The following is a 23,020-nucleotide window of genomic DNA, read 5'->3' on the forward strand; positions in this document are numbered from 1 at the left end:
CAAATATACTGTGCGTTTGTACAGTAATTGCTGAGCGGCCGTATGGCAGAAGCCGGGAGAATCGGTTAATCTCCCCCGTGTCGTTTTCCATTACCGCCGAGATCTCCCTATGTCCGCTACGCCCGAAACGCAACAAACCATCGCGCTGGTCGTGCGGCACAACACTGCCGGGATCGACGAGCCGGTGCAGGCCATCGTGGATTTCCTGCGCGATGCCGGCTACCTTGTCGTGTTCGAGCAGGAGACCGCCAGCCATGTGCAGGTGGAGGGCGTGGCCGCGATGGGTGTCGACGAGATCGGCGCACAGGCCAAGCTCGTGATCGTGATGGGCGGCGACGGCACCATGCTGGGCGTGGCGCGCCAGCTGGCCCGCTACAAGGTGCCCCTCATCGGCATCAACCAGGGCCGCCTCGGCTTCATGACCGACATCCCGATCGACCGCATGCTGCCGGCGCTGGCCGAGATCCTCAGCGGCAAGGCGAGGGCGGAGGAACGCACCCTGCTGGAAGCGCGCCTGGTGCGCGACGGCAAGGAGATCCACTGCTCGGTGGCGGTGAACGACGTGGTGGTGGCGCGCGGTTCCGGCGCCGGCATGGCCGAACTGAAGGTGTCGGTGGACGGCGCCTTCATGTACAACCAGCGTTCGGACGGCCTGATCGTGTCCACGCCCACCGGCTCGACCGCGTACGCGCTGTCGGCCGGCGGCCCGCTGCTGCATCCGACCCTGGCCGGCATCGTGCTGGTGCCGATCGCGCCGCACGCGCTGTCGAACCGCCCGATCGTGGTGCCGGACACCAGCGACATCGTGGTCGAGATCATGAATGGCCGCGACATCAGCGTGAACTTCGACATGCAGACTTTCACGAGCCTGCAGCACGGCGACCAGATCATGATCTCGCGCTCGCCGAACACCATCACCTTCCTGCATCCCGAGGGGTGGAGCTACTACCACACCCTGCGCGAAAAGCTGCACTGGAACGAGTATCCCTCCAGCGACGGCAAGCTGAAATAATCAACAAGAAATTCCGCTTATTTACCGATCCTCAGGAGACCTGTTTCTTCATGTTGCGCACATTGACCATCCGCGACTTCGTCATCGTCGATACGATCGAACTCGAGTTCTCGAATGGCTTCACGGTCTTCACCGGTGAGACCGGAGCCGGCAAGTCGATCCTGATCGATGCGCTGCAGCTGGCGCTGGGCGGCCGCGGCGACGCCAGCATGGTGCGCGAAGGCGCAGCCAAGGCCGACATCAGCGCCGACTTCGCCCTCACGCCGGCGGCCACCAGCTGGATCGAGCAGAACGAATTCGCCGTCGAGGAAGGCGGCGCGCTGCTGCGCCGGGTGATCGACAATGCCGGCCGCTCGAAGGCCTATATCAACGGCATCGCCGCCACCGCCGGCCAGCTGCGCGAACTGGGCGAGCTGCTGGTGGACATCCACGGCCAGCACGCGCACCAGTCGCTGCTCAAGCAGGATGCCCAGCGCGCGCTGCTGGACAACCAGATCGCCGTGCGCGATCCGGAATCGACGGCCCAGGTGCACGCGGTCGCAACCTGCTACAAAGCCTGGCGCGCGCTGGCCCGCCAGCGCGAGGAATTCGAGACCAACGCGAAGAACGTGCTGCTCGAACGCGAGCGCCTCGAATGGCAGGTGGGCGAGCTGGACAAGCTGGCCGTGAAGCCGGGCGAGTGGACCGAGATCACGAATGAACACAGCCGCCTGTCGCACGCGGCCAGCCTGCTCGAAGGTGCGCAGGAAGCGCTGAACGCCATCTCCGAATCCGAGCAGCCCATCCTGTCGCAGCTGTCCTCGATGAACCAGAAGCTGGCCAAGCTGGTCGACGTCGACGCCGGCCTGCAGAATGTGCTCGACTGCATGGAGCCGGCCCGCATCCAGCTGCAGGAAGCGGTGTACGCCTTGAACGACTACATCGACAAGGTCGAGCTCGATCCCGAGCGCCTGGCCCAGGTCGATGCGCGCATGGATGCGATCCACAGCACCGCCCGCAAGTTCCGCGTCACGCCGGAGGAACTGCCGGATGAGCACGCAACGTTGAAAGCCAAGCTGCGCCAGCTGGCCGACGCCACTGACGTCGAGGGCCTGCGGCGCCAGGAAGAGAAGGCGAAGGCCGCCTACGTGGAAGTCGCCGCCGCGCTGTCGTCCACGCGCCGGGAAGCGGCGCAGCGCCTGAGCGAGCAGGTCTCGGAAGCGATGCAGGAACTGTCGATGAACGGCGGCCGTTTCGTGGTCGCGCTGAACCCCTGCGAGCCGGCCGTCTACGGCATGGAGCAGGTCGAATTCCTGGTGGCCGGCCACGCCGGCGTGGCGCCGCGCCCGCTGGCCAAGGTGGCCTCGGGCGGCGAACTGGCGCGCATCTCGCTGGCGATCGCCGTCATCACCTCGCACGCCACCACGGTGCCGACCCTGATCTTCGACGAGGTCGATACCGGCATCGGCGGCGGCGTCGCGGAAGTGGTGGGCCGCCTGCTGAAGCGCCTCGGCCACAGCCGCCAGGTGCTGTGCGTGACCCACCTGCCGCAGGTGGCGAGCCAGGCGAACCAACACTTCCAGGTGGCCAAGGGCACGACCGGCGAGGGCAAGACCGTCTCGCGCATCGACGTGCTGGACAAGAAGGAACGGGTGGAAGAGGTGGCGCGCATGTTGGGCGGCATCGAGATCACCGAGACCACGCGCAAGCACGCCCGCGAGCTGCTGGCGTCTTGAGTCGTCGCCTGCCCGTCGTTCCCGCGCAGGCGGGAACCCAAGTTTCTCTGATGCGCCACGAACTTGGATCCCCGCCTGCGCGGGGACGACGGATGGCATAATTACAGGTCGAATTCCCCTATCCCAACTCATGCCCTTCAGAAAAGAACCGCCTCATACCCATGGCACGATCGCCAAGAGCGGCGTCGTGCTGGTCAACCTCGGTACGCCGGACGCGCCCACGCGCAAGGCGGTGCGGCGTTATCTGAAGGAATTCCTGTCCGACCCGCGCGTGGTGGAAATCCCGCGCGCGATCTGGAACCTGATCCTCAAACTCGTCATCCTGCCTTTCCGTTCCGGGAAGTCGGCGCAGAAGTACGCGATGATCTGGACCCGCGAAGGCTCGCCGCTGAAGGTGTACACGGCGCGGCAGGCAAGCAGGCTGCAGGCGCTGCTGGTCGAGCGCGGCCACGAGGACGTCGAAGTGGCGATGGCGATGCGCTACGGCTCGCCGCCGCTGCCGCAGGTGCTCGATGAACTGAAGGCGAAGGGCGTCGACCGCATCGTGGTGCTGCCGGCCTATCCGCAGTACTCGGGCACCACCACGGCCTCGATCTGGGACGCCGTCTACGCGCACTACGGCCAGGTCCGCAACATTCCCGAACTGCGCCTGGTCAAGCACTACCACGACCACGAAGGCTATATCGAGGCGCTCGCCGATTCGGTGCTCGATTACTGGGAAACCCACGGCCGCGGCGAGAAGCTGGTGATGAGCTTCCACGGCGTGCCGAAGCGCACCCTGATGCTGGGCGACCCCTACTATTGCGAATGCCAGCGCACCGGGCGCCTGCTGGCGGCGCGCCTGCGCCTGTCTCCGGACCAGTACCTGGTGACCTTTCAGTCGCGCTTCGGGCGCGCCGAATGGCTGCAGCCCTACACGGCGCCGACCGTGCAGCAGCTGGCGCGCGAGGGGGTCAAGCGCATCGATGTGATCTGCCCGGGCTTCACCAGCGACTGCCTGGAGACCCTCGAAGAAATCAATATGGAAGTGCGGCGCGATTTCGAGACCAATGGCGGCCAGGACTACCACTACATTCCCTGCCTGAACGACAATCCGGTCTGGATCACGGGGCTGGCGGAGATCGCCGAGCAGCACCTGATCGGCTGGCCCACGATGATGAGCCCGTCACAGCGCGAAGCCCAGCGCAAGGATGCGGAAGCCGCGCGCGAGCACGCCGCCCGTTTGGGCGCGTAATCACCTGCTAAAATGGCACGTTTTGCGGCGTCGCCCCAAGTTCCGCCAGGCAGATCGCTGCCAGTGCGAGGGCGGTCCAGACCACCACGGCGCCGCTGATCAGATGCAGTCTCATGATCTTTCCCCTGTTCCAATTAGGAAACATGGTAAAACGGCCAATGGTTGCCGGGTTCTGCTGCCGCGTAAATCTTGTAACAAAAAATGACGCGATATGCACATGTTAGCCCTGCAATTCCCCTTGAAAACGTAGGGGATCGCCCCATATGTGGCCCGTGTGACAAGCAGGACAAGTTAAACAATCAGCCAAGTCCTTGATTCTAGGAGTTTTTTCGATGCAAGACCAAGAAAACCAAGAGGTATCCAACCAGCCGGAAGCCAACGCCGCTGCCGACGCGGCGAATGCCGCGAATGCAGGCCAGGCCGCGCAATCGTCGGAAACCAGCCTCGAAGAACAGCTGAGCGCCACCGAAGCCAAGCTGGCCGAGATGCACGATGCATTCATGCGCGCGAAAGCCGAAGCGGACAACATCCGCCGCCGCGCCCAGGAAGATGTGAGCAAGGCCCATAAATTTGCGATCGAGAGTTTTGCCGAGGCCATGGTGCCGGTGCGCGACAGCCTCGAGATGGCCCTGAAGGTCGAAGCTCCCACCGTGGAGTCGATCAAGGAAGGCGTCGAGATGACCCTCAAGCAGCTCACCGCCGCGTTCGAGAAGAACCGCCTGGTCGAAGTGATGCCGCAGGCGGGCGACAAGCTCGACCCGAACAGGCACCAGGCCGTGGCCGTCGTGCCTTCGGAGCAGGAAGCGAACACCGTCGTCGCAGTGTTGCAAAAAGGTTACATGATTGCCGACCGCCTGCTGCGTCCGGCCATCGTGACTGCTGCACAGCCGAAATAAATATTGCTGAGCCTACTTCCAAGCTCTTGAAAGCACGCAGTTTTTCCCTATATTCGACACATCTGAACACTAAGTACTAAAAAGGACAACATTATGGGCAAAATCATCGGTATCGACCTGGGCACCACCAACTCCTGCGTGGCGATCATGGAAAATGGCCAGCCCAAGGTCATCGAAAATGCCGAAGGTGCTCGCACTACGCCTTCGATCATCGCCTACCAGGAAGACGGCGAAATCCTCGTCGGCGCGCCTGCAAAACGCCAGGCTGTCACCAACCCGAAGAACACCCTGTTCGCGGTCAAGCGCCTGATCGGCCGTAAATTCGACGAGAAGGAAGTCCAGAAGGACATCTCGCTGATGCCGTACTCGATCACCAAGGCCGACAACGGCGACGCCTGGGTCGGCGTGCGCGACAAGAAGCTGGCGCCGCCGCAGATCTCGGCCGAAGTGCTGCGCAAGATGAAGAAGACCGCCGAGGACTACCTGGGCGAAGAAGTCACCGAAGCCGTGATCACCGTGCCGGCTTACTTCAACGACTCGCAGCGCCAGGCAACCAAGGACGCCGGCCGCATCGCCGGCCTGGACGTCAAGCGCATCATCAACGAACCGACCGCGGCCGCACTGGCCTTCGGCCTGGACAAGACCGACAAGGGCGACCGCAAGATCGCCGTGTATGACCTCGGCGGCGGCACCTTCGACGTGTCGATCATCGAGATCGCGGACGTCGACGGCGAGAAGCAGTTCGAAGTGCTGTCGACCAACGGCGACACCTTCCTGGGCGGCGAAGACTTCGACCAGCGCATCATCGACTACATCATCGACGAGTTCAAGAAGATCAACGGCCTCGACCTGTCGAAGGACGCGATCGCCCTGCAGCGCATCAAGGCTTCGGCCGAGCGCGCGAAGATCGAGCTGTCGTCCTCGCAGCAGACCGAAATCAACGAGCCGTACATCGCCATGGCGAACGGCGCGCCGGTCCACCTGAACCTGAAGATGACCCGCGCCAAGCTGGAGTCTCTGGTCGAGGAACTGATCAACAAGACCATCGAGCCGTGCCGCGTTGCGATCAAGGATGCAGGCGTCAAGGTTTCGGACATCGACGACATCATCCTGGTCGGCGGCATGACCCGTATGCCGAAGGTGCAGGAAAAGGTGAAGGAGTTCTTCGGCAAGGATCCGCGCAAGGACGTCAACCCGGACGAGGCCGTCGCAGTCGGCGCCGCGATCCAGGGCTCGGTGCTGGCCGGCGACCGCAAGGACCTGCTGCTGCTGGACGTGACCCCGCTGTCGCTGGGTATCGAAACCCTGGGCGGCGTGATGACCAAGATGATCCACAAGAACACGACGATCCCGACCAAGTTCTCGCAGGTGTTCTCGACCGCCGACGACAACCAGCCGGCCGTGACCATCAAGGTTTACCAGGGCGAGCGTGAAATCGCTGCGGGCAACAAGGGCCTGGGCGAATTCAACCTCGAAGGCATCCCGCCGGCGCCGCGCGGCACCCCGCAGATCGAAGTGACCTTCGACATCGACGCCAACGGCATCCTGCACGTGGGCGCGAAGGACAAGGCCACCGGCAAGGAAAACAAGATCACCATCAAGGCGAACTCGGGCCTGTCGGAAGACGAGATCCAGAAGATGGTGAAGGACGCCGAGCTGAACGCGGAAGAAGACAAGAAGGTCAAGGAACTGGCCGAGTCGCGCAACCAGGCCGACGCGCTGGTCCACTCGACCCGCAAGTCCCTGACCGAGTACGGCGACAAGCTGGAAGGCGGCGAGAAGGAGAAGATCGAAGCTGCGATCACCGACCTGGAAGGCTCGATCAAGTCAGGCGACAAGGCCGAGATCGACGCCAAGGTGGCAGCCCTGTCGACCGCTGCGCAAAAGCTGGGCGAGAAGATGTACGCCGACATGCAGGGCCAGCAGGCTGGCGCTGCGGGTGCGGCTGGCGCGCAACAGCCGGGCGCCGATTCGGGCGCGAAGGCGGACGATGACGTGGTCGACGCCGACTTCAAGGAAGTCAAGGACGCCAAGTAATGTCACAATAGGGGGTTGCGGGATGGCCGGTGTGGCCACCCGCCATCCCTCGCGGAATATCCCGAGCCGATGCAGCCTTCTGGTGCCCGGCTCGGTTTTTTTGCACAGACAGTTCAGTAGATAGACAACAGCAAGGTGCCGACAAATGGCAAAGCGTGATTTTTACGAGATCCTCGGGGTCGCGAAGACTGCGTCGGAAGACGAGATCAAGAAGTCGTATCGCAAGCTCGCGATGAAGTACCACCCCGACCGCAACCCTGACAACAAGGAAGCGGAGGAGAAGTTCAAGGAGGTCAAGGAAGCCTACGAGATGCTGACCAATCCGGAGAAGCGCGAAGCGTACGACCGTTACGGTCACGCCGGCGTCGATCCGAACAGCGGCATGGGCGGGGGCGGCTTTGGCGCCGGCGGTTTCGGCGATGCCTTCGGCGACATCTTCGGCGATATCTTCGGTGGTGGCCGCGGCCGCAGCTCGGGCCCGCAGGTGTACCGCGGCGCCGACCTGCGCTACAACCTCGAGATCACGCTGGAGCAGGCAGCCGCCGGCTTCGACACCACGATCCGCGTGCCGAGCTGGGACAAGTGCGACACATGTCACGGCAGCGGCGCCAAGCCGGGCACCCAGCCCGTCACCTGCTCGACCTGCGCCGGCCACGGCCAGGTGCGCATGCAGCAGGGCTTCTTCTCGATCCAGCAGACCTGCCCGAAGTGCCACGGCAGCGGCAAGATCATTCCGGAACCCTGCGCGGCCTGCGGCGGCGCCGGACGCATCAAGCGCAACAAGACCCTGGAAGTGAAAATCCCAGCCGGCATCGACAACGGCATGCGGATCCGCTCCTCGGGCAACGGCGAGCCGGGCACCAACGGCGGGCCGCCGGGCGACCTGTACGTCGAGATCCACATCAAGCCGCACGAAGTGTTCCAGCGCGAAGGCGACGACCTGCATTGCGAAATGCCGATCTCGTTCACCAAGGCGGCGCTGGGCGGCGAGATCGAAGTCCCGACCCTGGGCGGCAAGGTGTCCTTCACCATCCCCGAAGGCACCCAGACCGGCAAGACCTTCCGCCTGAAGGGCAAGGGCGTGAAGGGCGTGCGCTCCGGCTATGCGGGCGACCTGTTCTGCCACGTCGTGGTCGAGACCCCGGTCAAGCTCACCGACAAGCAAAAGGACCTGCTGAAGGAATTCGACCGCCTGACCAAGGAAGGTGGTTCCAAGCACAGCCCGCAAAGCAAGGGCTGGATGGATAAAGTGAAGGACTTCTTCGAGTAAGAGGTCCACAGACCGCTGAACGGTGCGAGCCTTCAGCGGTTTTTTTTAGGGAAAAAAGATGCCAAATTCAAAACCCATCACCAAAGAACTTTTCGCCAAGAACCGCGCCTGGGCGGAATCGGTCGTCGCCAAGCAGCCGGATTTCTTCCAATCGTTGTCCGCGCAGCAGGCGCCGGAATACATGTGGATCGGCTGTTCGGACAGCCGCGTACCCGCCAACGAACTGCTGGGCATGATGCCGGGCGAGATGTTCGTCCACCGCAACGTGGCGAACGTGGTGGTGCACTCGGACCTGAACTGCCTGTCGGTGCTCCAGTTCGCCATCGATGTGCTGAAGGTGAAGCATGTGATCGTCTGCGGCCATTACGGCTGCGGCGGTGTGCATGCGGCCCTGACCGGACGCCGGGTCGGCCTGACCGACAACTGGCTGCGCCACGTGCAGGACGTCAAGCACAAGCACGGCCGCTACCTGGGCGAGATCGTGCAGCCCACCGCCGCCCACGACCGCCTGGTCGAGCTGAACGTGGCCGAGCAGGTGATCAACTGCGCCCAGACCACCGTGGTGCAGGACGCCTGGGAGCGCGGCCAGGAACTGACGATCCACAGCTGGGTCTACGGCCTGAAGGACGGCCTGCTGCGCGACCTCGGCGTGACCGTGTCCAGCGCCGAGGAGCTGACGGAAAAATACGACGCGCTGCTGACGCGCTACGCGGAAGGCTGGACTCCGGCGTGAGCGATCTGCTGCAGCTGCGCGAACTGGTGCGCCAGTTCGTCGACGAGCGCGACTGGGACCAGTTCCACACGCCCAAGAACCTGGCGTCCGCGCTGACGGTGGAGGCGGCCGAGCTGCTGGAACACTTCCAGTGGCTGCAGCACGGCCGCATCGAGGAACTCGGGCCGGACAAGCTGGTGGAAGTGCGGCACGAGATGGCCGACGTGCTGGTCTACCTGGTGCGTATGGCCGACAAGCTGGACGTCGACCTGGTGGCCGCGGTGCAGGAGAAGATGGTGGTCAACCGGGCCAAGTACCCGGCGGAGCAGGTGCGCGGGGATGCGCGCAAGTATTACGAGTACAAAAGTCGCTCAGAACCATAGGGTATTTTCAAGAACTGTAATTAATTTAGTCAGAAAGTCTTTTATTGATTTCGTTGACTACCTTTAATATTTTAGTTCTCGTAATTTCATCGAAGTCCTCGAATTTGATATTCCCTTCCTCCACCATAAGGGCAAACTGGAAAGCAAGAACCGGTTTTGATAGCCCTTGTATCTTAACATAGCTGCTTGTTGATTCTGAAAACTTCAAATTTGGATCTTTGAGGACGAATCGGGAAAAATCGCTTTGACTAAAAACGTCTTCTATCCCGGGACACTCGGGAAGCTTTAATAGTTTTCTGCGTGAAAGCTCATCATTATCCCCAAATAGATTTTTTCTCATCGATTTATAGGCTTCGCGTCCTTGAGTGTCATCATCGATTGCAACAATAAAATCAAGCCCCCATCCTCTAAACATATTAGCAAGCGGTTCAATTTTATTGACACCCGTGGCAGCTATAAAATGGGCATTTCTGCTTTGTTTTGTTAACTTCCAAAAGGATGAGAGATAATAGTGCCCACTCATTTCTTCAAGCAAGACATTGTTCTTTCGATGTATTACTTGCTGATTCGATAAGTTTGCTCCCATCGCGTTCAAAATAGGAGATAAGGTATCTGACGAGGCTACGCCTAACTCGTGGGCACCAATAACCACTGATGGATTGTCGTCTAGATCGCTATTTCTTTGTATGGCATGTACTCGGTACAATTTTGAGTATTCTAATAATTGCGGGCTATGAGTGCTATATATAACAGTGGAATTTTTCTTTCGAAGATTATTTATAAGCGTTAAAACGTCCGCCTGCGCACGCGTGTGTAAATTTGCTCCCGGCTCATCAAGCAAGAACACTCGATCGTACCCATCAATTTCGCTTGCTTTTAATTGCAGATAAAAAGAAATAAACCACCGTACGCCTTGACTACGCTGCCGTGGGTACAACTGAGTGTGGCCATCAGAAATCCAAAATGTAAGGTGAGGCTTGCCAACTCTCTCAATATCGGTAATGTCGTAATGATCGATCTCACATTTCAAGGACAAACGCCCAGTTTTTCCAATTGTTTGGCTCCAGAATAAATTAAAATCGTCTGTCAGCTTTTCATTGGCTTTGTTTAAAATATATTCACGGCTCCGGCGTTCTTTTTTCATTAGCTCGGCCAGATTGATATTGGCTATGCGTAGGTAGCTTTCAGCGGCGTGTGCGCCGTCTCCATACGGCTCGCCTTCATCATTTATATCAATGGTATTTGGTAGCTGGCCATCTTCTTCACTAAATAGGACTCCGAGTGGAAGTGCTTGCCAAATGATATCCGCTAATAAAGTCTGAGTAAGTTCTAAGGATGGTTCTACATCGTCGGCAGCATCGCGAATTATAATTGTTTCATATGCGTTTGCGCTATTCCCACTAAAAGTCATACGGCCGGCTTTTGAAGCTCTGGATAATTCTCCGATCCGTTTTATTAGGCTGGCAGATTTTAGTTCTACTACCCGTTCGACTTCTTCAATCCCGCTGTCGGTCTTTTTCCAGTAAACTCTAATATCTAAAAATTCGCTTTCTTCATCGAGATACGATCGTATTGCTTCACACTCGGAGTTTGTATATCCTTTCATGTCTTCTTCGATCTCGGAATACGGGAGCTGTATTCTCAAATCTACAGTGGGATCTTCAGCGCCGACCCTGAAGTCATCACTAGATGGATAATTATAAGAGAGCGCATACGAAAGTGCGGCTAAAAGGGAGGATTTGCCGCTTTCGTTTTGCCCAACAAAAACAGTAATTCCATCTGGGGAGAGTTTGATCCACTTTGAGTCAACAATGGAGCGAAAATTCTTTACAGAAAATGCTAGGATCTGCATTAGTGATTATTAGTGATTAAATGCGAAGTGGAATGATTAATGGTTTGCTCTTAACCGATTTGTAAGCGGTATGCTTAAGCCGATGCAATACGGTTCAAAAATTCGATGCGCTGTACCATCTAGGTCGTAGAAAATGACATCGTCTAACAACGTACACTGCTTATGTAAGTAGTTGTAAGAATAATACAGCGTTTTATTTGCAGAGTGAATCTAGATTGGAGATAGGTAGTAAGTCAGCACCCCATCCGAACTCTCGATCCCGAGCATCTCCATCAGCCGCTCCAGCTCCATACCAAAATGCTCACGCGCCTCGGTATCCTCCTCCCGCACGATCTCCAGCGATTCCTGGAACTGTTTCAGCACCCAGAACTTGGTCGGATGCGCCTCGATCCCGGCCAGCAGACGTGTGGTGAGGTCGTCCAGCACCACCGCCAGGCGCTCGCGTTCCGGCGACGGGTTCACGCCCGGCAGGTCGGCCAGCTTGGGGCCTTCGCGGAAGGCGCGCAGCTGCTCCAGCGTGCGTGGCACGACGAACAGCGGCGCATCCTGCACGAATTCGAATGGGTCGTCGCCTTCCATGCTTTACATGCCTCCGAGGCAGATGTACTTGATGACCAGGTAGTCGTCCATGCCGTATTTCGAGCCTTCGCGGCCCAGGCCGGACTGCTTCACGCCGCCGAAAGGCGCGATCTCGTTCGAGATCAGGCCGGTGTTCACGCCCACCATGCCGGTCTCGATCTGCTCGGCCACCCGCCACACGCGCTTGATGTCGCGCGCGTAGAAGTAGGAGGCCAGGCCGAATTCCGTGTCGTTGGCCAGGGCGATCACCTCTTCCTCGGTTTTAAAACGGAACAGCGGCGCCACCGGGCCGAAGGTTTCCTCTTCCGAAATCAGCATGGACGGCGTGACGTCGGCCAGCACGGTCGGCTGGAAGAAGCTGTGGCCCAGTTCATGGCGTTTCCCACCGAGCAGCAGGCGCGCTCCTTTGGACAGGGCGTCGGCGATGTGGTGCTCGACTTTCACGATAGCCTTGTCTTCGATCAGCGGCCCCTGGTTCACGCCCGGCTCCATGCCGTTGCCGACCTTGAGTCCCTTGACCTTCTCGGTGAAGCGGCGCGCGAATTCGTCGTAGACGCCGTCCTGCACGTAGATGCGGTTCGCGCAGACGCAGGTCTGGCCGGCGTTGCGGTACTTGGATGCGATCGCGCCTTCGACCGCGGCGTCGAGGTCGGCGTCGTCGAACACGATGAAGGAAGCGTTGCCGCCCAGTTCCAGCGACAGCTTCTTGACCGTCGGCGCGCATTGTTCCATCAGCAGGCGGCCGACCGCGGTCGAGCCCGTAAAGCTCAATTTGCGGACCAGCGGATTCGCGCACATCTCGGCGCCGATCGCTTTCGCATCGCCGATCACCACCGAGAACACGCCTTTCGGCACGCCCGCGCGCTCCGCCAGCACGGCCAGGGCCAGCGCGGAATACGGGGTCAGTTCGGCGGGCTTCAGCACGATGGGGCAGCCGGCGGCCAGGGCAGGGGCGACCTTGCGGGTGATCATCGCCGAGGGGAAATTCCAGGGCGTGATGGCGGCGCAGACGCCGATCGGTTCCTTGGTCACGATGATGCGGCGGTCGCGCGCCGGCGCCTCCAGCACGTCGCCCTCGATGCGCTTGGCCTGCTCGCCGAACCATTCGAAGAAGGAGGCGGCGTAACTGATTTCACCTTTGGCTTCCGCCAGCGGCTTGCCTTGTTCCGCGGTCATGATGGCGGCGAGGTCGTCCGCGTTTTCCAGCATCAGGTCGTTCCACTTGCGCAGGATGAGCGAGCGTTCGCGCGCGGTCTTCTTGCGCCATGCCGGCCAGGCGGCGTTCGCGGCTTCGATCGCGCGGCGGGTCTCCTGGGCGCCCATGTGCGGCACGGTGCCCAGCGATTCGCCGGTGGCGGGATTGGTCACCGTCACGGTCTGGCCCTCGTTCGCATCGCACCATTCGCCGTCGATGCAGGCCTGCTGGCGCAGCAGGGAGGGATCTTTCAGGTTCAGCATGATGTCCTCGTACGTGCTCGTATCAGAAGATAAAGATAGCACGCCACGCAACAGTCGGTCGTCGGCGTGAGAATGTATGTATTTTGGGGCTTGAGTTTCTGGTAACTTAATGCTTCGCATCAATCCCCCAACTGGCGACTTATGCCAAACCGACCTCTGATCGTTCTCCTTGCGTGTGCCATCGGCGCCTCCTGCGGCGTGGCCGGCGCGCAGGCGCCTGCCCCGGAAAGCTGCGCGCATGACCGCGCACACCTGCTCGCGCTGGATGAAAACCAGTTCGACCAGGACATGTCGGGAGGATGGCGGGCGTTGTCGTCCATACCGGGCTGCGCCCTGGTGGCAGCGGACCTGCTGCGCGATTACCGGGAAGCGCATCATCCGGACTCGGGCCTGCTGTTCTGGCATGAGGCCCAGGTACGGGCCAATGCCGGACAGTACCCGCAAGCGATCGCCTTGATGAAACGGGCCTACAAACCCGCGGCGGAGGACAGGGCCGGGTGGAACCCGTACGTGGACGCGACGATTGCCTTCCTGCGCAGGAACCGGGCGGCGCTGCGGCAGGCAAGGCTGGCACTGGCTGCCGTCCCGCCACCAGTGGGCGCCGGCATACCGCCTGTCGTCGATGGCTACATGGAAGCGGAATTTGCCGACGGCTCGAAGCGGAAGATACGCTGGCCGCTGAATATCGATGTCGTCGAGGGGCTGGAGAACTGTTTCGACAAGCCTTATGCCGACGCGTACAAGAACATTTGCCGGCAGCCGGGCCGTGAGCACCAATGAGACCATGACCGAATCCGACCTTTCCATCGCGCGCGCAGCGGGCTTTTCAGAATGCGCCATTGCGCTGCGGCGTGCGCTCACGACCACCCCGGTCGGCTGGCTGCTCGCCGTATGGTTCTGCTGGGGCCGCGTTCCCTCGGACGCGATTTTCCTGTGGCTGGGCACGGCCGCCACGATATGGGCCGGCAGCCTGCTGGTCCTGCAGCAATTGATCGTCAAGGGGCCGAAGCTGGCGCTGCATCGCAAGCGCTTCCGCTGGATCGCCGCACTGGATGGCCTGGGCTGGGGATCGCTCGCGTGGTTCCTGGTCGGTTACGACCCCGTGCTGGATGCCATACTGATGGCGCTGCTGTGCGGCGTCACGTCCATCAATGCGCAAGTGTATGGCACCTATGTATCGGCTTATTACGGGCAGATCGGTATCCTCTGGGGTGTGTCGGTACTCGGTTTGATGCTGGTGACCGGCAGCCAGAGCGCGATCGATTACGCTGCCGGCCTGAGCGTGTTCATCGCGCTCACCGCCTACTACACGCGCGCGATCTCGCAACGTTTGATGGAAGGGATCCGCTTGCAGCACGCGAATGCGTCGCTGGCGGCGCAGCTGCGGTCGGCGCTGCAAAAGGTCGAACTCGATGCGGCCACCGACGCGCTGACGGGGCAATGGAACCGCCGCGCACTCGACGACTTCCTCAAGCACCAGAAAACCTTCTCCATCCTGATGCTCGACATCGACTTCTTCAAGAAGATCAACGATGAATTCGGGCACCTGGTCGGCGACGATGTGTTGCGGGCGTTCGCGCAAAGGCTGCGCGAATTCCTGCGCTCGGGCGATTTTTGTGCGCGCTATGGCGGCGAGGAATTCGTCGTCGTCCTGCCGGAGACGACGCTGCCCACCGCCCGCGAAGTGGCCGAGCGTATCCGCACGGGAGTGGCGGAGCTTCCCCTTCTGAACAAGCCGAAAGTGCAGGTCACGGTGTCGATCGGTGTTGCAACCATGGCACAAGGGCAGAGTATCAACGAACTCTTTGCCGCTGCGGATGCTGCTGTCTACCGCGCCAAAAATGCAGGAGGCGATCAGGTGAGGATGCATATGGACATGCCCTTGCAAGTCCACGCCCTGTAGAGCCGGCATTCCCGGTCGACGCCGGTTCGTGTTGGCATCGTTTGCGAGTTGACGATAAGATTTTGCTATCGGTTTCCAGCCAGTTGATCTGGATTAACGGCCACTCCGCATTCGGATCAGATTGCAGTATGATGGTTCGTGTGCGCCTCACTTCAAGGTAGAGACCATGCGCCCGATCGTTATCATCCCCGCTTGCACCCGCGATTTCGGAGAACATCCTTATTACGCGGCCCAGCACAAATATGTCGACGCAGTCGTGATCGGCGCCGATTGCGCGCCCATGATCCTGCCGTCGCTGGGGGAGAGGCTCGACCTGGAAACCATGCTGGACCTGTGCGACGGCATCATGCTGACCGGTTCGGCGTCCAACGTTCATCCCAGCTACTACTCCGAAGAAGTACTCGACCCGACCCTGCCGCAGGATCCGGCGCGTGACCAGACCACGCTGCCGCTGATCCGGGAGGCGGTCAAGCGCGGCATTCCGATCATCGCGATCTGCCGCGGCTTCCAGGAGATGAACGTAGCGCTGGGCGGCAGCCTGTTCCAGGCAGTCCAGACCGTATCGGGGCATTTCGACCACCGCGAAAACCCTGAACTCGGCATGGACGAGCAGTATGGCGACGCGCACAAGATCCGGATCATCGAAGGAGGGATGCTGCATGGGATCCTGGGCAAGGATGAAATTCCGGTCAATTCCCTGCATGGACAGGGCGTCAACGAACTTGCGCCCGGCCTGACGGTCGAAGCGGTAGCGGAGGATGGGCTGGTCGAGGCGTTTTCCGTCTCGATCTCGCCGGGCTTTACCCTGGCCTGCCAATGGCACCCGGAATGGCGCATCGCCCAGAATCCGCACTCGATGAAGATGTTCGGTGCCTTTGGCGACGCCTGCCGCGCCCGTTTTCAATCCAAAAAACGGAAGAACCTATGACCGTCTACGAAAAGTGGGCGGCCCGCCCCGTCCCATAGCGTCCCTGTTCAGACCAACCCGCGCGCCGCGGGCTGCGTTTGCGCGCCCGCGACCATTCAACGAACAGAGGAATCATCATGGCTATCCGCGACAATTTTTCGTACAACGACATGGACGAGTGGCTCAACGGTAAACGAGTCACCGAAATCGAATGCCTGGTCCCCGACCTGACCGGCGTCGCCCGTGGAAAAATTTTGCCACGTGTAAAATTTACTGAAGACCGCGGCATGCGCCTGCCGGAAATCGTGCTGGGCATGACCGTTACCGGCAATTCGCCCGAGAACGACGACGCCTTCGACCGCGCGATCTCGACCACCGACCGCGACATGATCCTGAAGGCCGACCCCGGCACGATCACGATGGTGCCCTGGGCCGTCGACCCGACCGCGCAGGTGATCCACGACTGTTATTTCGCCGATGGCCGCCTGGTCGATTTCGCCCCGCGCAGCGTGCTGCGGCGTGTGTTGAAGCTCTACACGCAAAAGGGCTGGAAGCCGCTGGTGGCGCCGGAGCTCGAGTTTTATCTCACCGCCAAGAACATCGACCCCAACCTGCCGCTGGCCGCGCCGATCGGCCGCAGCGGGCGCTCCGAGACCAGCCGCCAGGTCTACAGCATCGACGCCGTCAACGAGTTCGACCCGCTGTTCGAAGACATCTACGATTACTGCGACATGATGGGCCTGGATGTCGACACGCTCATCCACGAGATCGGCGCCGGCCAGATGGAGATCAACTTCCAGCACGGCGAGCCGCTCGGGCTGGCGGACAAGGTCTTCTACTTCAAGCGCACGCTGCGCGAGGCGGCCCTCAAGCACGACATGTACGCCACCTTCATGGCCAAGCCGATGGCGGGCGAGCCGGGGTCGGCGATGCACGTGCACCAGAGCGTGGTCGACGGCGAAACAGGCCAGAACATCTTCAGCAAGGAAGACGGCTCGCCGTCCGAGCTGTTCCGCTGGTACGTGGGCGGCCTGCAGAAGTACATGCCGTCGGCGATGGGCATCGTTGCGCCCTACGTCAACTCCTACCGCCGCATCGTGCGCCGCGCCGCCGCGCCGATCAACCTGCAGTGGGGCGTGGATAACCGCACGGTCGGCATCCGCGTGCCGGTGTCGGGCTCGCAGGACCGCCGCGTCGAGAACCGCGTGATCGGCGCCGACGCCAACCCCTACCTGGCGCTGGCCGTGACCCTGGCCTGCGGCTACCTCGGCATCCAGGAACAGCTGGAGCCGACCCCGATGGTGGAGGGCAGCGCCTACAAGATGGCCGTGGAACTGCCGCAAGGCCTGCCGGAAGCACTGAGCCTGCTGCGCAAGGAAGACCGCCTGCGCGACATCCTGGGCGAGCGCTTCATCGATGTCTATTCCGCGGTCAAGGAACTCGAGCACCAGGAATTCATGACCGTGATCAGCCCGTGGGAGCGCGAGCACCTGCTGCTGCATGTATGACAATGGGAGTTCAACATGGCAAGCGATACCATTGCGGGCGACATGCTCGCGCCGATCCTGGAGGTCGACACTCCGGGCTTTGACACACGTGCGCTGCAGGAGCTGGACAGCGCGCATTACCTGCATCCCTTTACCGACCACGGCGCCCTGCGCGAACGCGGCGCGCGCGTGATGGTGCGCGGGGACGGCATCTACCTGTGGGATTCGGAAGGGCACAAGGTCATCGACGGCATGTCGGGCCTGTGGTGCGTGAACGTCGGCTACGGCCGCGCGAGCATGACCGCCGCCGTGGCCAGGCAGATGGACCTGCTCCCCTTCTACAACAGCTTCTTCAACACGACCAACGTGCCGGCCGTGATGCTGGCAGCGCAACTGGTCGAACTTGCGCCACCGGGTTTCAAGCACGTGTTCTTCACCGGCTCGGGCTCGGAAGCCAACGACACCATCATCCGCATGGTGTGGCGCTACTGGCAGATCATGGGACAGCCGCAGCGTCAGGCCATCATCAGCCGCCGCAACGCCTATCACGGCAGCACCGTGGCCGGCGCCTCTCTCGGCGGCATGGCCGGCATGCACGCGCAGGGCGCCTTGCCCATCCCCGGCATCCACCACATCGATCAGCCCAGTTTTGCCGAGCATGGACGCGGCATGAGCGAGGCCGAATTCGGCCTGCGCGCGGCCGGCTGGCTGGAAGAGAAGATCCTTGAACTGGGGCCGGAGAAGGTCGCCGCCTTCATCGGCGAGCCGGTGCAGGGCGCGGGCGGCGTGATCATCCCGCCGCCGACCTATTGGCCCGAAATCCAGCGCATCTGCGACAAGTACGGCGTGCTGCTGGTGTCCGACGAAGTGATCTGCGGCTTCGGCCGCCTGGGCACCTGGTTCGGCTGCCAGCTGATGGGCGCGCGGCCCGACCTGATCGCCTTCGCCAAGGGCGTCACCTCGGGCTATGTGCCGCTGGGCGGCGTGCTGGTCGGCGCGCGCGTGGCGCATGCGCTGGTCGAGAAGGGCGGCGACTTCAATCACGGTTTCACCTATTCCGGCCACCCGGTCGCCTGCGCGGCGGCGCTGGAGAACCTGCGCATCATGATCGACGAAGGCCTGGTCGAGCGAGTAGTGCTGGAAACCGGGCCGCATCTGAAGGCGGCATTCGGGACGCTGGCTGCGCACCCGCTGGTCGGGCACGCGGAGAGCATGGGCATGACGGCGGGACTGAACCTGGTGCGGCGCAAGGGGGCGTCAATGCACGACTGCGAAGCCTTCCCTTCAGGGCTGGGCGTGGGCATGGTGTGCCGGGCTCACATGTTCGACAACGGCGTGATCATGCGGGCGGTCGGGGATCGGATGATCGTGGCGCCGCCGCTGGTGATGACGACGGGGCAGATCGATGAGATGGTGGAGCGGATCAGGTACTGCCTGGATTTGACCCTGAAAGACGTGCAGCAGCGGGGCTGGATGGGGTGACGGCTACTCGCCAAACTTGGGTCCCCGCCTGCGCGGGAACGACGAGTTGGCGCCGTCGTTCCCGCGCAGGCGGGAACCCAAGTTTCCTTCCAAAGCCGCAAACAAAAAGGCCCCGAACATCGTTCGAGGCCCCATCATTCACACACTCAGTGCAGTTTTGTGCGGCTCATGCCGATTCTTCAAAACCTGCGGCGCCAGCGACCCCACGATCATCCCGATAAACGCCGCCAGCAGCCCGGCCAGCTGGCCCGGGAAGGCTTCGCCCAGCGCGGAGATCTGTGGGAAGAACACGATCCAGGTCGCGATACCCGCCGCGATCGACAGGATCGCGCCCTGGGTGGTCGCACGCTTCCAGTACAGGCCCATCACCAGCGGCACGAAGGCGCCGACCAGGGTCACCTGGTAGGCCGAGGACACCAGTTCGTAGATCGAAGTGCCCTTCATCGCGATCGCGTAGGTCAGCACCAGCGCCGCGAAGACGACGATGGTCACGCGCATCGCGAACAGCTGCTGGCGGTCGCTCATGCCCGGGCGCAGGTTCTTGAGGATGTTCTCGGTGAAGCTGGTGGATGGCGCCAGCAGGGTGGCCGAGGAGGTGCTCTTGATGGCGGAGAGCAGCGCGCCAAAGAACAGGATCTGCATAATCAAGGGCATCTTCGTCATCACGAAGGTCGGCAGCACGCGCTGGTAGTCGCTCTTGGCCAGTTCCAGGGCGTCGTTGCCCATCACGATGACGGCGCAGGCGACGATGAACATCGGCACGAAGGCGAACAGGATGTAGCTGGCGCCGCCGATCACGGCACCGGCGCGCGCGGTGGGCGCGTTCTTGGCCGACATCACGCGCTGGAACACGTCCTGCTGCGGGATCGAACCCAGCATCATCGTCACGGCGGCGCCGACGAAGAAGGCGATGTCGGTAAAGTTATGCTTCGGCAGGAAGTTCCACAGGTCTTTCTGCTGGACCATCTTCAGAACGACGTCGGTGCCGCCGGCCAGCTCCGACGAGAAGACGGCGATGATGGACATGCCCACCACCAGCACGATCATCTGGATGAAGTCGGTGATCGCCACCGCCAGGAAGCCGCCGACCACCACGTAGATCAGCACGGCCAGGGTGCCGACGATCATGCCGGCGGTCTCGGACATGGCGCCGCCGGTCAGCACCGAGAACACCAGGCCCAGCGCCGTGATCTGCGCCGCCACCCAGCCCAGATAGGACAGGATGATCGCGATCGAGCAGAACACCTCGATGCCCTTGCCGTAGCGCGCGCGGTAGTAGTCGCCGATCGTCAGCAGGTTCAGTTTGTACAGGCGCGCCGCGAAGAACAGGCCGACCAGGATCAGGCAGGTGCCGGCGCCGAAGGGGTCCTCGACCAGGCCATTCAGGCCGCCTTGCACGAACCTGGCGGGAATGCCCATCACGGTCTCGGCGCCGAACCAGGTGGCGAAGGTGGTGGTGATCACCATGATCAGCGGCAGGCTGCGGCCGGCCACGGCGAAGTCGGACGTGTTCTTGATCCTCGTGCCGGCCCACATGCCCAGGCCGAGCGTGCCCAGCAGGTAGACCACGACGGACGAAATCAGGATGGTATTCATTGGGGCTCCGGCAGCGGGAAAGAGAAAATTCTGGCTGGAAAAATTCGCGATTATAGCGGCATAAATCGTCAACTGGATCGATTTTGTTTGCTAGTATCAGCCAGACAACAATCATGACTCCGGAGGGGACACAATGACGACCGAATCCTGGCATGAACGTTCCAGAACAGTGCGGATCGATGGCCGCGCCGTCGTCGACGGCAAGCGTATTGACGCCGTCGCCGGCGCCCGTTTCGACTGTATCTCACCGATCGATGGACGCAAGCTCGGCGAGGTCGCGCGCTGCACCGAGACCGACGTCGACCTGGCCCTGCAAAGCGCCCGCGCCGCCTTCGAAGACGGCCGCTGGTCGGGCAAGGCGCCGGCCGAGCGCAAGCGCATCCTGATCCGCTTCGCCGACCTGATGCTGGCGAACAGGGACGAGCTGGCGCTGCTGGAAACCCTCGACATGGGCAAGCCGATCCGCTACAGCCGCAGCGTGGACGTGCAACTGGCCCAGAACTGCATCCGCTGGTACGGCGAGGCGATCGACAAGCTCTACGACGAAGTGGCGCCGACCGCGCAGGACAGCCTGGCCCTGATCGTGCGCGAGCCGGTGGGCGTGGTGGCCGCGATCATCCCCTGGAACTACCCGATGCTGATGGCGGCCTGGAAGATCGGCCCGGCCTTAGCAAGCGGCAACAGCCTGGTCCTGAAACCGTCCGAGAAGGCGCCGCTGACGTCGCTGCGCCTGGCCGAGCTGGCGCTGGAGGCCGGCGTGCCCGAAGGCGTCTTCAACGTCCTGCCCGGCTACGGCATTGAGGCCGGCAGGGCCCTCGGCCTGCACATGGACGTCGACTGCATCGCCTTCACGGGTTCCACCCGCGTCGGCAAGCAGATCCTGCAGATGGCGGGCCAGTCGAACCTGAAGCGCGCGTGGACGGAACTGGGCGGCAAATCGGCGAACATCGTCTGCGCCGACTGTCCGGACCTGGATGCGGCGGTGGCGGGCGCGATCGGCTCGATCTACTTCAACCAGGGCGAAAGCTGCAACGCGCCCTCGCGCCTGTTTGTCGAGGAATCGATCCGCGAAGCTTTTCTCGATAAAGCGATGGCCCTGATGCCGAACTACGCGCCCGGCGATCCGCTCGACCCCGGGACCGTGATGGGCGCGATCGTCGATGCGACCCAGATGAAGACGGTGCTCGGCTATATCGAGGATGGCAAGGCGGCAGGCGCGCGCCTGCTCGCAGGCGGACGCGCGGCGCGTGCGGAGACGGGGGGCTTGTATATCGAACCGACCCTGTTCGATGGCGTGGATGGGACAATGCGGATTGCGCGCGAGGAGATTTTCGGGCCGGTGCTGTCCGTGCTGTCCTTTACCGATCTGGATGAGGCGGTGCGGCAGGCGAACAGCACGCCCTACGGCCTGGCGGCGGCGGTATGGACCGCGGACATGAGCAAGGCAATCCGCACGGCGCGCAGGCTGCGGGCAGGGACCGTGCATGTGAACCAGTATGACAATGACGATATTACGGTGCCGTTTGGGGGCTATAAACAGTCGGGGAATGGGCGGGACAAGTCATTGCATGCGTTTGACAAGTACACGGAGTTGAAGACGACGTGGATACGAATATAAGCGTCGTTCCCGCGCAGGCGGGAACCCAAGTTCGTTGCGTACCAATAGCTTGTGCTAACGAGTTGCACGCAAACTTGGATCCCCGCCTTCGCGGGGACGACGAGTAAAGGGCGCGGGGACGACGATCAGATCGCCATCTCCCTCAGCACCTTCGAAGCCTCCCGGCTAGCCGTCAACACCGCCCCATCCCGCATCTGGATCACCAGCTGCGACTGATCGTCCGCCCGCATCGAATCCACGAAATCCAGGTTGACCAGCGCCGAACGGTGCACGCGGATGAAGCGCGCCGGGTCCAGTTGCGCCTCGAGCTCCGAGATCCCGATCCGCACCAGGAAGGTCTGCCCGCGCGCCGCAATCGCCGTGTACTTCGAATCCGCCTTCAAGTACTCGATCTCGTTCAGCGACAGCGGGAAGATCCGCCCGCGGTCGCGCACCAGGATGCGCTCCAGGCGGCCCGCCGCACGTTGTGTGGCCTGTTCGAGCGCCGCGTCGACGATCGCGCGCGGCGGCGCGGGGGAGTCGAGCAGGCGCGCCACGGCGGCGTCGAAGCGGGCACGCGTAAAGGGTTTGAGCAGGTAGTCGACCGCGTTCAGTTCGAAGGCCGTCACCGCGTACTGGTCGTAGGCGGTGGTGAACACGATGTCGGGCGTGCATGTGAGGCGGCGCAGCACTTCCAGGCCGGTCATCTCCGGCATCTGGATGTCCATGAAGACCACGTCCGGGCGGATGCGCTCGATCTGTTCGAGCGCGCTGGCGCCGTCGCCGGCTTCGCCCGCCAGGCGCAGGGCGGGGTGGGCGTAGATGGCGTCGCGCAGCACGTCGCGGGCCAGCGGTTCGTCTTCGGCGATGAATACGGTTTTGGTGTCCAATGCAAGCTCC

At 61.9% G+C, this 23,020-nt stretch carries 19 protein-coding genes; 14 read left to right on the forward strand and 5 right to left on the reverse strand.

From position 1 onward, the window contains the following. Positions 1–109 precede the first annotated feature (109 nt). The 8 genes from LQV39_RS13470 to LQV39_RS13505 all read left to right on the forward strand — a co-directional run bounded on the left by LQV39_RS13470 (position 110) and on the right by LQV39_RS13505 (position 9,259). On the forward strand, positions 110–1,012 hold the full coding sequence (locus tag LQV39_RS13470; protein ID WP_230026422.1) for an NAD kinase: 903 nt from the start codon (positions 110–112) through the stop codon (positions 1,010–1,012). Between the two features lie 50 nt (positions 1,013–1,062). Next, the gene (gene recN, locus LQV39_RS13475; protein WP_230026424.1) at positions 1,063–2,727 is read left to right on the forward strand and encodes a DNA repair protein RecN; all 1,665 of its coding nucleotides are present in this window, start codon (positions 1,063–1,065) and stop codon (positions 2,725–2,727) included. Positions 2,728–2,857: 130 nt separating this feature from the next. Beyond that, positions 2,858–3,961 carry a ferrochelatase gene (gene hemH / locus LQV39_RS13480; RefSeq protein ID WP_230026426.1) on the forward strand — a complete coding sequence of 368 codons (1,104 nt, stop codon included), beginning with the start codon at positions 2,858–2,860 and terminating at the stop codon, positions 3,959–3,961. Between the two features lie 332 nt (positions 3,962–4,293). Beyond that, on the forward strand, positions 4,294–4,857 hold the full coding sequence (gene grpE / locus LQV39_RS13485) for a nucleotide exchange factor GrpE (RefSeq protein ID WP_230026428.1): 564 nt from the start codon (positions 4,294–4,296) through the stop codon (positions 4,855–4,857). Positions 4,858–4,950: 93 nt separating this feature from the next. Beyond that, positions 4,951–6,894, forward strand: coding sequence for a molecular chaperone DnaK (dnaK, locus tag LQV39_RS13490; protein ID WP_230026431.1), 1,944 nt, complete (start codon positions 4,951–4,953; stop codon positions 6,892–6,894). Positions 6,895–7,039: 145 nt separating this feature from the next. After that, the gene (gene dnaJ / locus LQV39_RS13495) at positions 7,040–8,164 is read left to right on the forward strand and encodes a molecular chaperone DnaJ (RefSeq protein WP_230026433.1); all 1,125 of its coding nucleotides are present in this window, start codon (positions 7,040–7,042) and stop codon (positions 8,162–8,164) included. 58 nt (positions 8,165–8,222) lie between these two features. Next, positions 8,223–8,897, forward strand: coding sequence for a carbonate dehydratase (can, locus tag LQV39_RS13500; protein ID WP_230026437.1), 675 nt, complete (start codon positions 8,223–8,225; stop codon positions 8,895–8,897). Beyond that, positions 8,894–9,259: a nucleotide pyrophosphohydrolase gene (locus LQV39_RS13505; protein WP_307727847.1), complete on the forward strand. Its 366-nt coding sequence runs from the start codon at positions 8,894–8,896 to the stop codon at positions 9,257–9,259. The genes can and LQV39_RS13505 overlap by 4 nt, the downstream gene beginning before the upstream one ends. A 25-nt stretch (positions 9,260–9,284) precedes the next feature. Here LQV39_RS13505 and LQV39_RS13510 read toward each other — a convergent pair whose 3' ends face one another. The 3 genes from LQV39_RS13510 to LQV39_RS13520 all read right to left on the reverse strand — a co-directional run bounded on the left by LQV39_RS13510 (position 9,285) and on the right by LQV39_RS13520 (position 13,148). After that, positions 9,285–11,111: an ATP-dependent endonuclease gene (locus LQV39_RS13510; RefSeq protein WP_230026444.1), complete on the reverse strand. Its 1,827-nt coding sequence runs from the start codon at positions 11,109–11,111 to the stop codon at positions 9,285–9,287. A gap of 210 nt (positions 11,112–11,321) precedes the next feature. Continuing rightward, positions 11,322–11,690 carry a DUF4844 domain-containing protein gene (locus LQV39_RS13515; RefSeq protein ID WP_230026449.1) on the reverse strand — a complete coding sequence of 123 codons (369 nt, stop codon included), beginning with the start codon at positions 11,688–11,690 and terminating at the stop codon, positions 11,322–11,324. A 3-nt stretch (positions 11,691–11,693) separates the two neighbouring features. Beyond that, a complete protein-coding gene (locus tag LQV39_RS13520) occupies positions 11,694–13,148 on the reverse strand; it encodes an NAD-dependent succinate-semialdehyde dehydrogenase (protein WP_230026456.1) in 1,455 nt (484 codons plus the stop codon). A 141-nt stretch (positions 13,149–13,289) separates the two neighbouring features. Between LQV39_RS13520 and LQV39_RS13525 the strand changes: the two genes are divergently transcribed. From LQV39_RS13525 to LQV39_RS13545, 5 genes are all read left to right on the forward strand, one after another. Beyond that, positions 13,290–13,928: a hypothetical protein gene (locus LQV39_RS13525; RefSeq protein ID WP_230026462.1), complete on the forward strand. Its 639-nt coding sequence runs from the start codon at positions 13,290–13,292 to the stop codon at positions 13,926–13,928. Between the two features lie 4 nt (positions 13,929–13,932). After that, complete coding sequence (locus LQV39_RS13530) at positions 13,933–15,051, forward strand: diguanylate cyclase (RefSeq protein WP_230026466.1); 1,119 nt, start codon at positions 13,933–13,935, stop codon at positions 15,049–15,051. Positions 15,052–15,217: 166 nt separating this feature from the next. Next, positions 15,218–15,979: a gamma-glutamyl-gamma-aminobutyrate hydrolase family protein gene (locus tag LQV39_RS13535; protein WP_230026473.1), complete on the forward strand. Its 762-nt coding sequence runs from the start codon at positions 15,218–15,220 to the stop codon at positions 15,977–15,979. A gap of 116 nt (positions 15,980–16,095) precedes the next feature. Continuing rightward, entirely contained in the window at positions 16,096–17,466 is a 1,371-nt protein-coding gene (locus LQV39_RS13540; RefSeq protein WP_230026480.1) for a glutamine synthetase family protein, read from the forward strand. Positions 17,467–17,508: 42 nt separating this feature from the next. Continuing rightward, positions 17,509–18,927, forward strand: coding sequence for an aspartate aminotransferase family protein (locus LQV39_RS13545; protein ID WP_374199430.1), 1,419 nt, complete (start codon positions 17,509–17,511; stop codon positions 18,925–18,927). Positions 18,928–19,065: 138 nt separating this feature from the next. Here the strand turns inward: LQV39_RS13545 and LQV39_RS13550 are convergent, their stop codons facing one another. Further along, positions 19,066–20,523 carry a sodium:solute symporter family protein gene (locus LQV39_RS13550; RefSeq protein WP_230026494.1) on the reverse strand — a complete coding sequence of 486 codons (1,458 nt, stop codon included), beginning with the start codon at positions 20,521–20,523 and terminating at the stop codon, positions 19,066–19,068. A gap of 133 nt (positions 20,524–20,656) precedes the next feature. Between LQV39_RS13550 and LQV39_RS13555 the strand changes: the two genes are divergently transcribed. Next, entirely contained in the window at positions 20,657–22,141 is a 1,485-nt protein-coding gene (locus LQV39_RS13555; protein WP_230026500.1) for an aldehyde dehydrogenase, read from the forward strand. Between the two features lie 125 nt (positions 22,142–22,266). Here LQV39_RS13555 and LQV39_RS13560 read toward each other — a convergent pair whose 3' ends face one another. Continuing rightward, complete coding sequence (locus LQV39_RS13560; RefSeq protein WP_230026503.1) at positions 22,267–23,010, reverse strand: LytTR family DNA-binding domain-containing protein; 744 nt, start codon at positions 23,008–23,010, stop codon at positions 22,267–22,269. Positions 23,011–23,020: the final 10 nt, after the last annotated feature.

Source organism: Massilia sp. Bi118, from assembly GCF_918697865.1.
Classification (GTDB): domain Bacteria; phylum Pseudomonadota; class Gammaproteobacteria; order Burkholderiales; family Burkholderiaceae_D; genus Telluria.

Bases quoted from the DNA above. Each gene is read 5' to 3' on its own strand.
- LQV39_RS13470 (WP_230026422.1), top strand. From the start codon at position 110: ATGTCCGCTACGCCCGAAACGCAACAAACCATCGCGCTGGTCGTGCGG.
- recN (WP_230026424.1), top strand. From the start codon at position 1,063: ATGTTGCGCACATTGACCATCCGCGACTTCGTCATCGTCGATACGATC.
- hemH (WP_230026426.1), top strand. From the start codon at position 2,858: ATGCCCTTCAGAAAAGAACCGCCTCATACCCATGGCACGATCGCCAAG.
- grpE (WP_230026428.1), top strand. From the start codon at position 4,294: ATGCAAGACCAAGAAAACCAAGAGGTATCCAACCAGCCGGAAGCCAAC.
- dnaK (WP_230026431.1), top strand. From the start codon at position 4,951: ATGGGCAAAATCATCGGTATCGACCTGGGCACCACCAACTCCTGCGTG.
- dnaJ (WP_230026433.1), top strand. From the start codon at position 7,040: ATGGCAAAGCGTGATTTTTACGAGATCCTCGGGGTCGCGAAGACTGCG.
- can (WP_230026437.1), top strand. From the start codon at position 8,223: ATGCCAAATTCAAAACCCATCACCAAAGAACTTTTCGCCAAGAACCGC.
- LQV39_RS13510 (WP_230026444.1), bottom strand. From the start codon at position 11,111: ATGCAGATCCTAGCATTTTCTGTAAAGAATTTTCGCTCCATTGTTGAC.
- LQV39_RS13515 (WP_230026449.1), bottom strand. From the start codon at position 11,690: ATGGAAGGCGACGACCCATTCGAATTCGTGCAGGATGCGCCGCTGTTC.
- LQV39_RS13520 (WP_230026456.1), bottom strand. From the start codon at position 13,148: ATGCTGAACCTGAAAGATCCCTCCCTGCTGCGCCAGCAGGCCTGCATC.
- LQV39_RS13525 (WP_230026462.1), top strand. From the start codon at position 13,290: ATGCCAAACCGACCTCTGATCGTTCTCCTTGCGTGTGCCATCGGCGCC.
- LQV39_RS13530 (WP_230026466.1), top strand. From the start codon at position 13,933: ATGACCGAATCCGACCTTTCCATCGCGCGCGCAGCGGGCTTTTCAGAA.
- LQV39_RS13535 (WP_230026473.1), top strand. From the start codon at position 15,218: ATGCGCCCGATCGTTATCATCCCCGCTTGCACCCGCGATTTCGGAGAA.
- LQV39_RS13540 (WP_230026480.1), top strand. From the start codon at position 16,096: ATGGCTATCCGCGACAATTTTTCGTACAACGACATGGACGAGTGGCTC.
- LQV39_RS13545 (WP_374199430.1), top strand. From the start codon at position 17,509: ATGCTCGCGCCGATCCTGGAGGTCGACACTCCGGGCTTTGACACACGT.
- LQV39_RS13550 (WP_230026494.1), bottom strand. From the start codon at position 20,523: ATGAATACCATCCTGATTTCGTCCGTCGTGGTCTACCTGCTGGGCACG.
- LQV39_RS13555 (WP_230026500.1), top strand. From the start codon at position 20,657: ATGACGACCGAATCCTGGCATGAACGTTCCAGAACAGTGCGGATCGAT.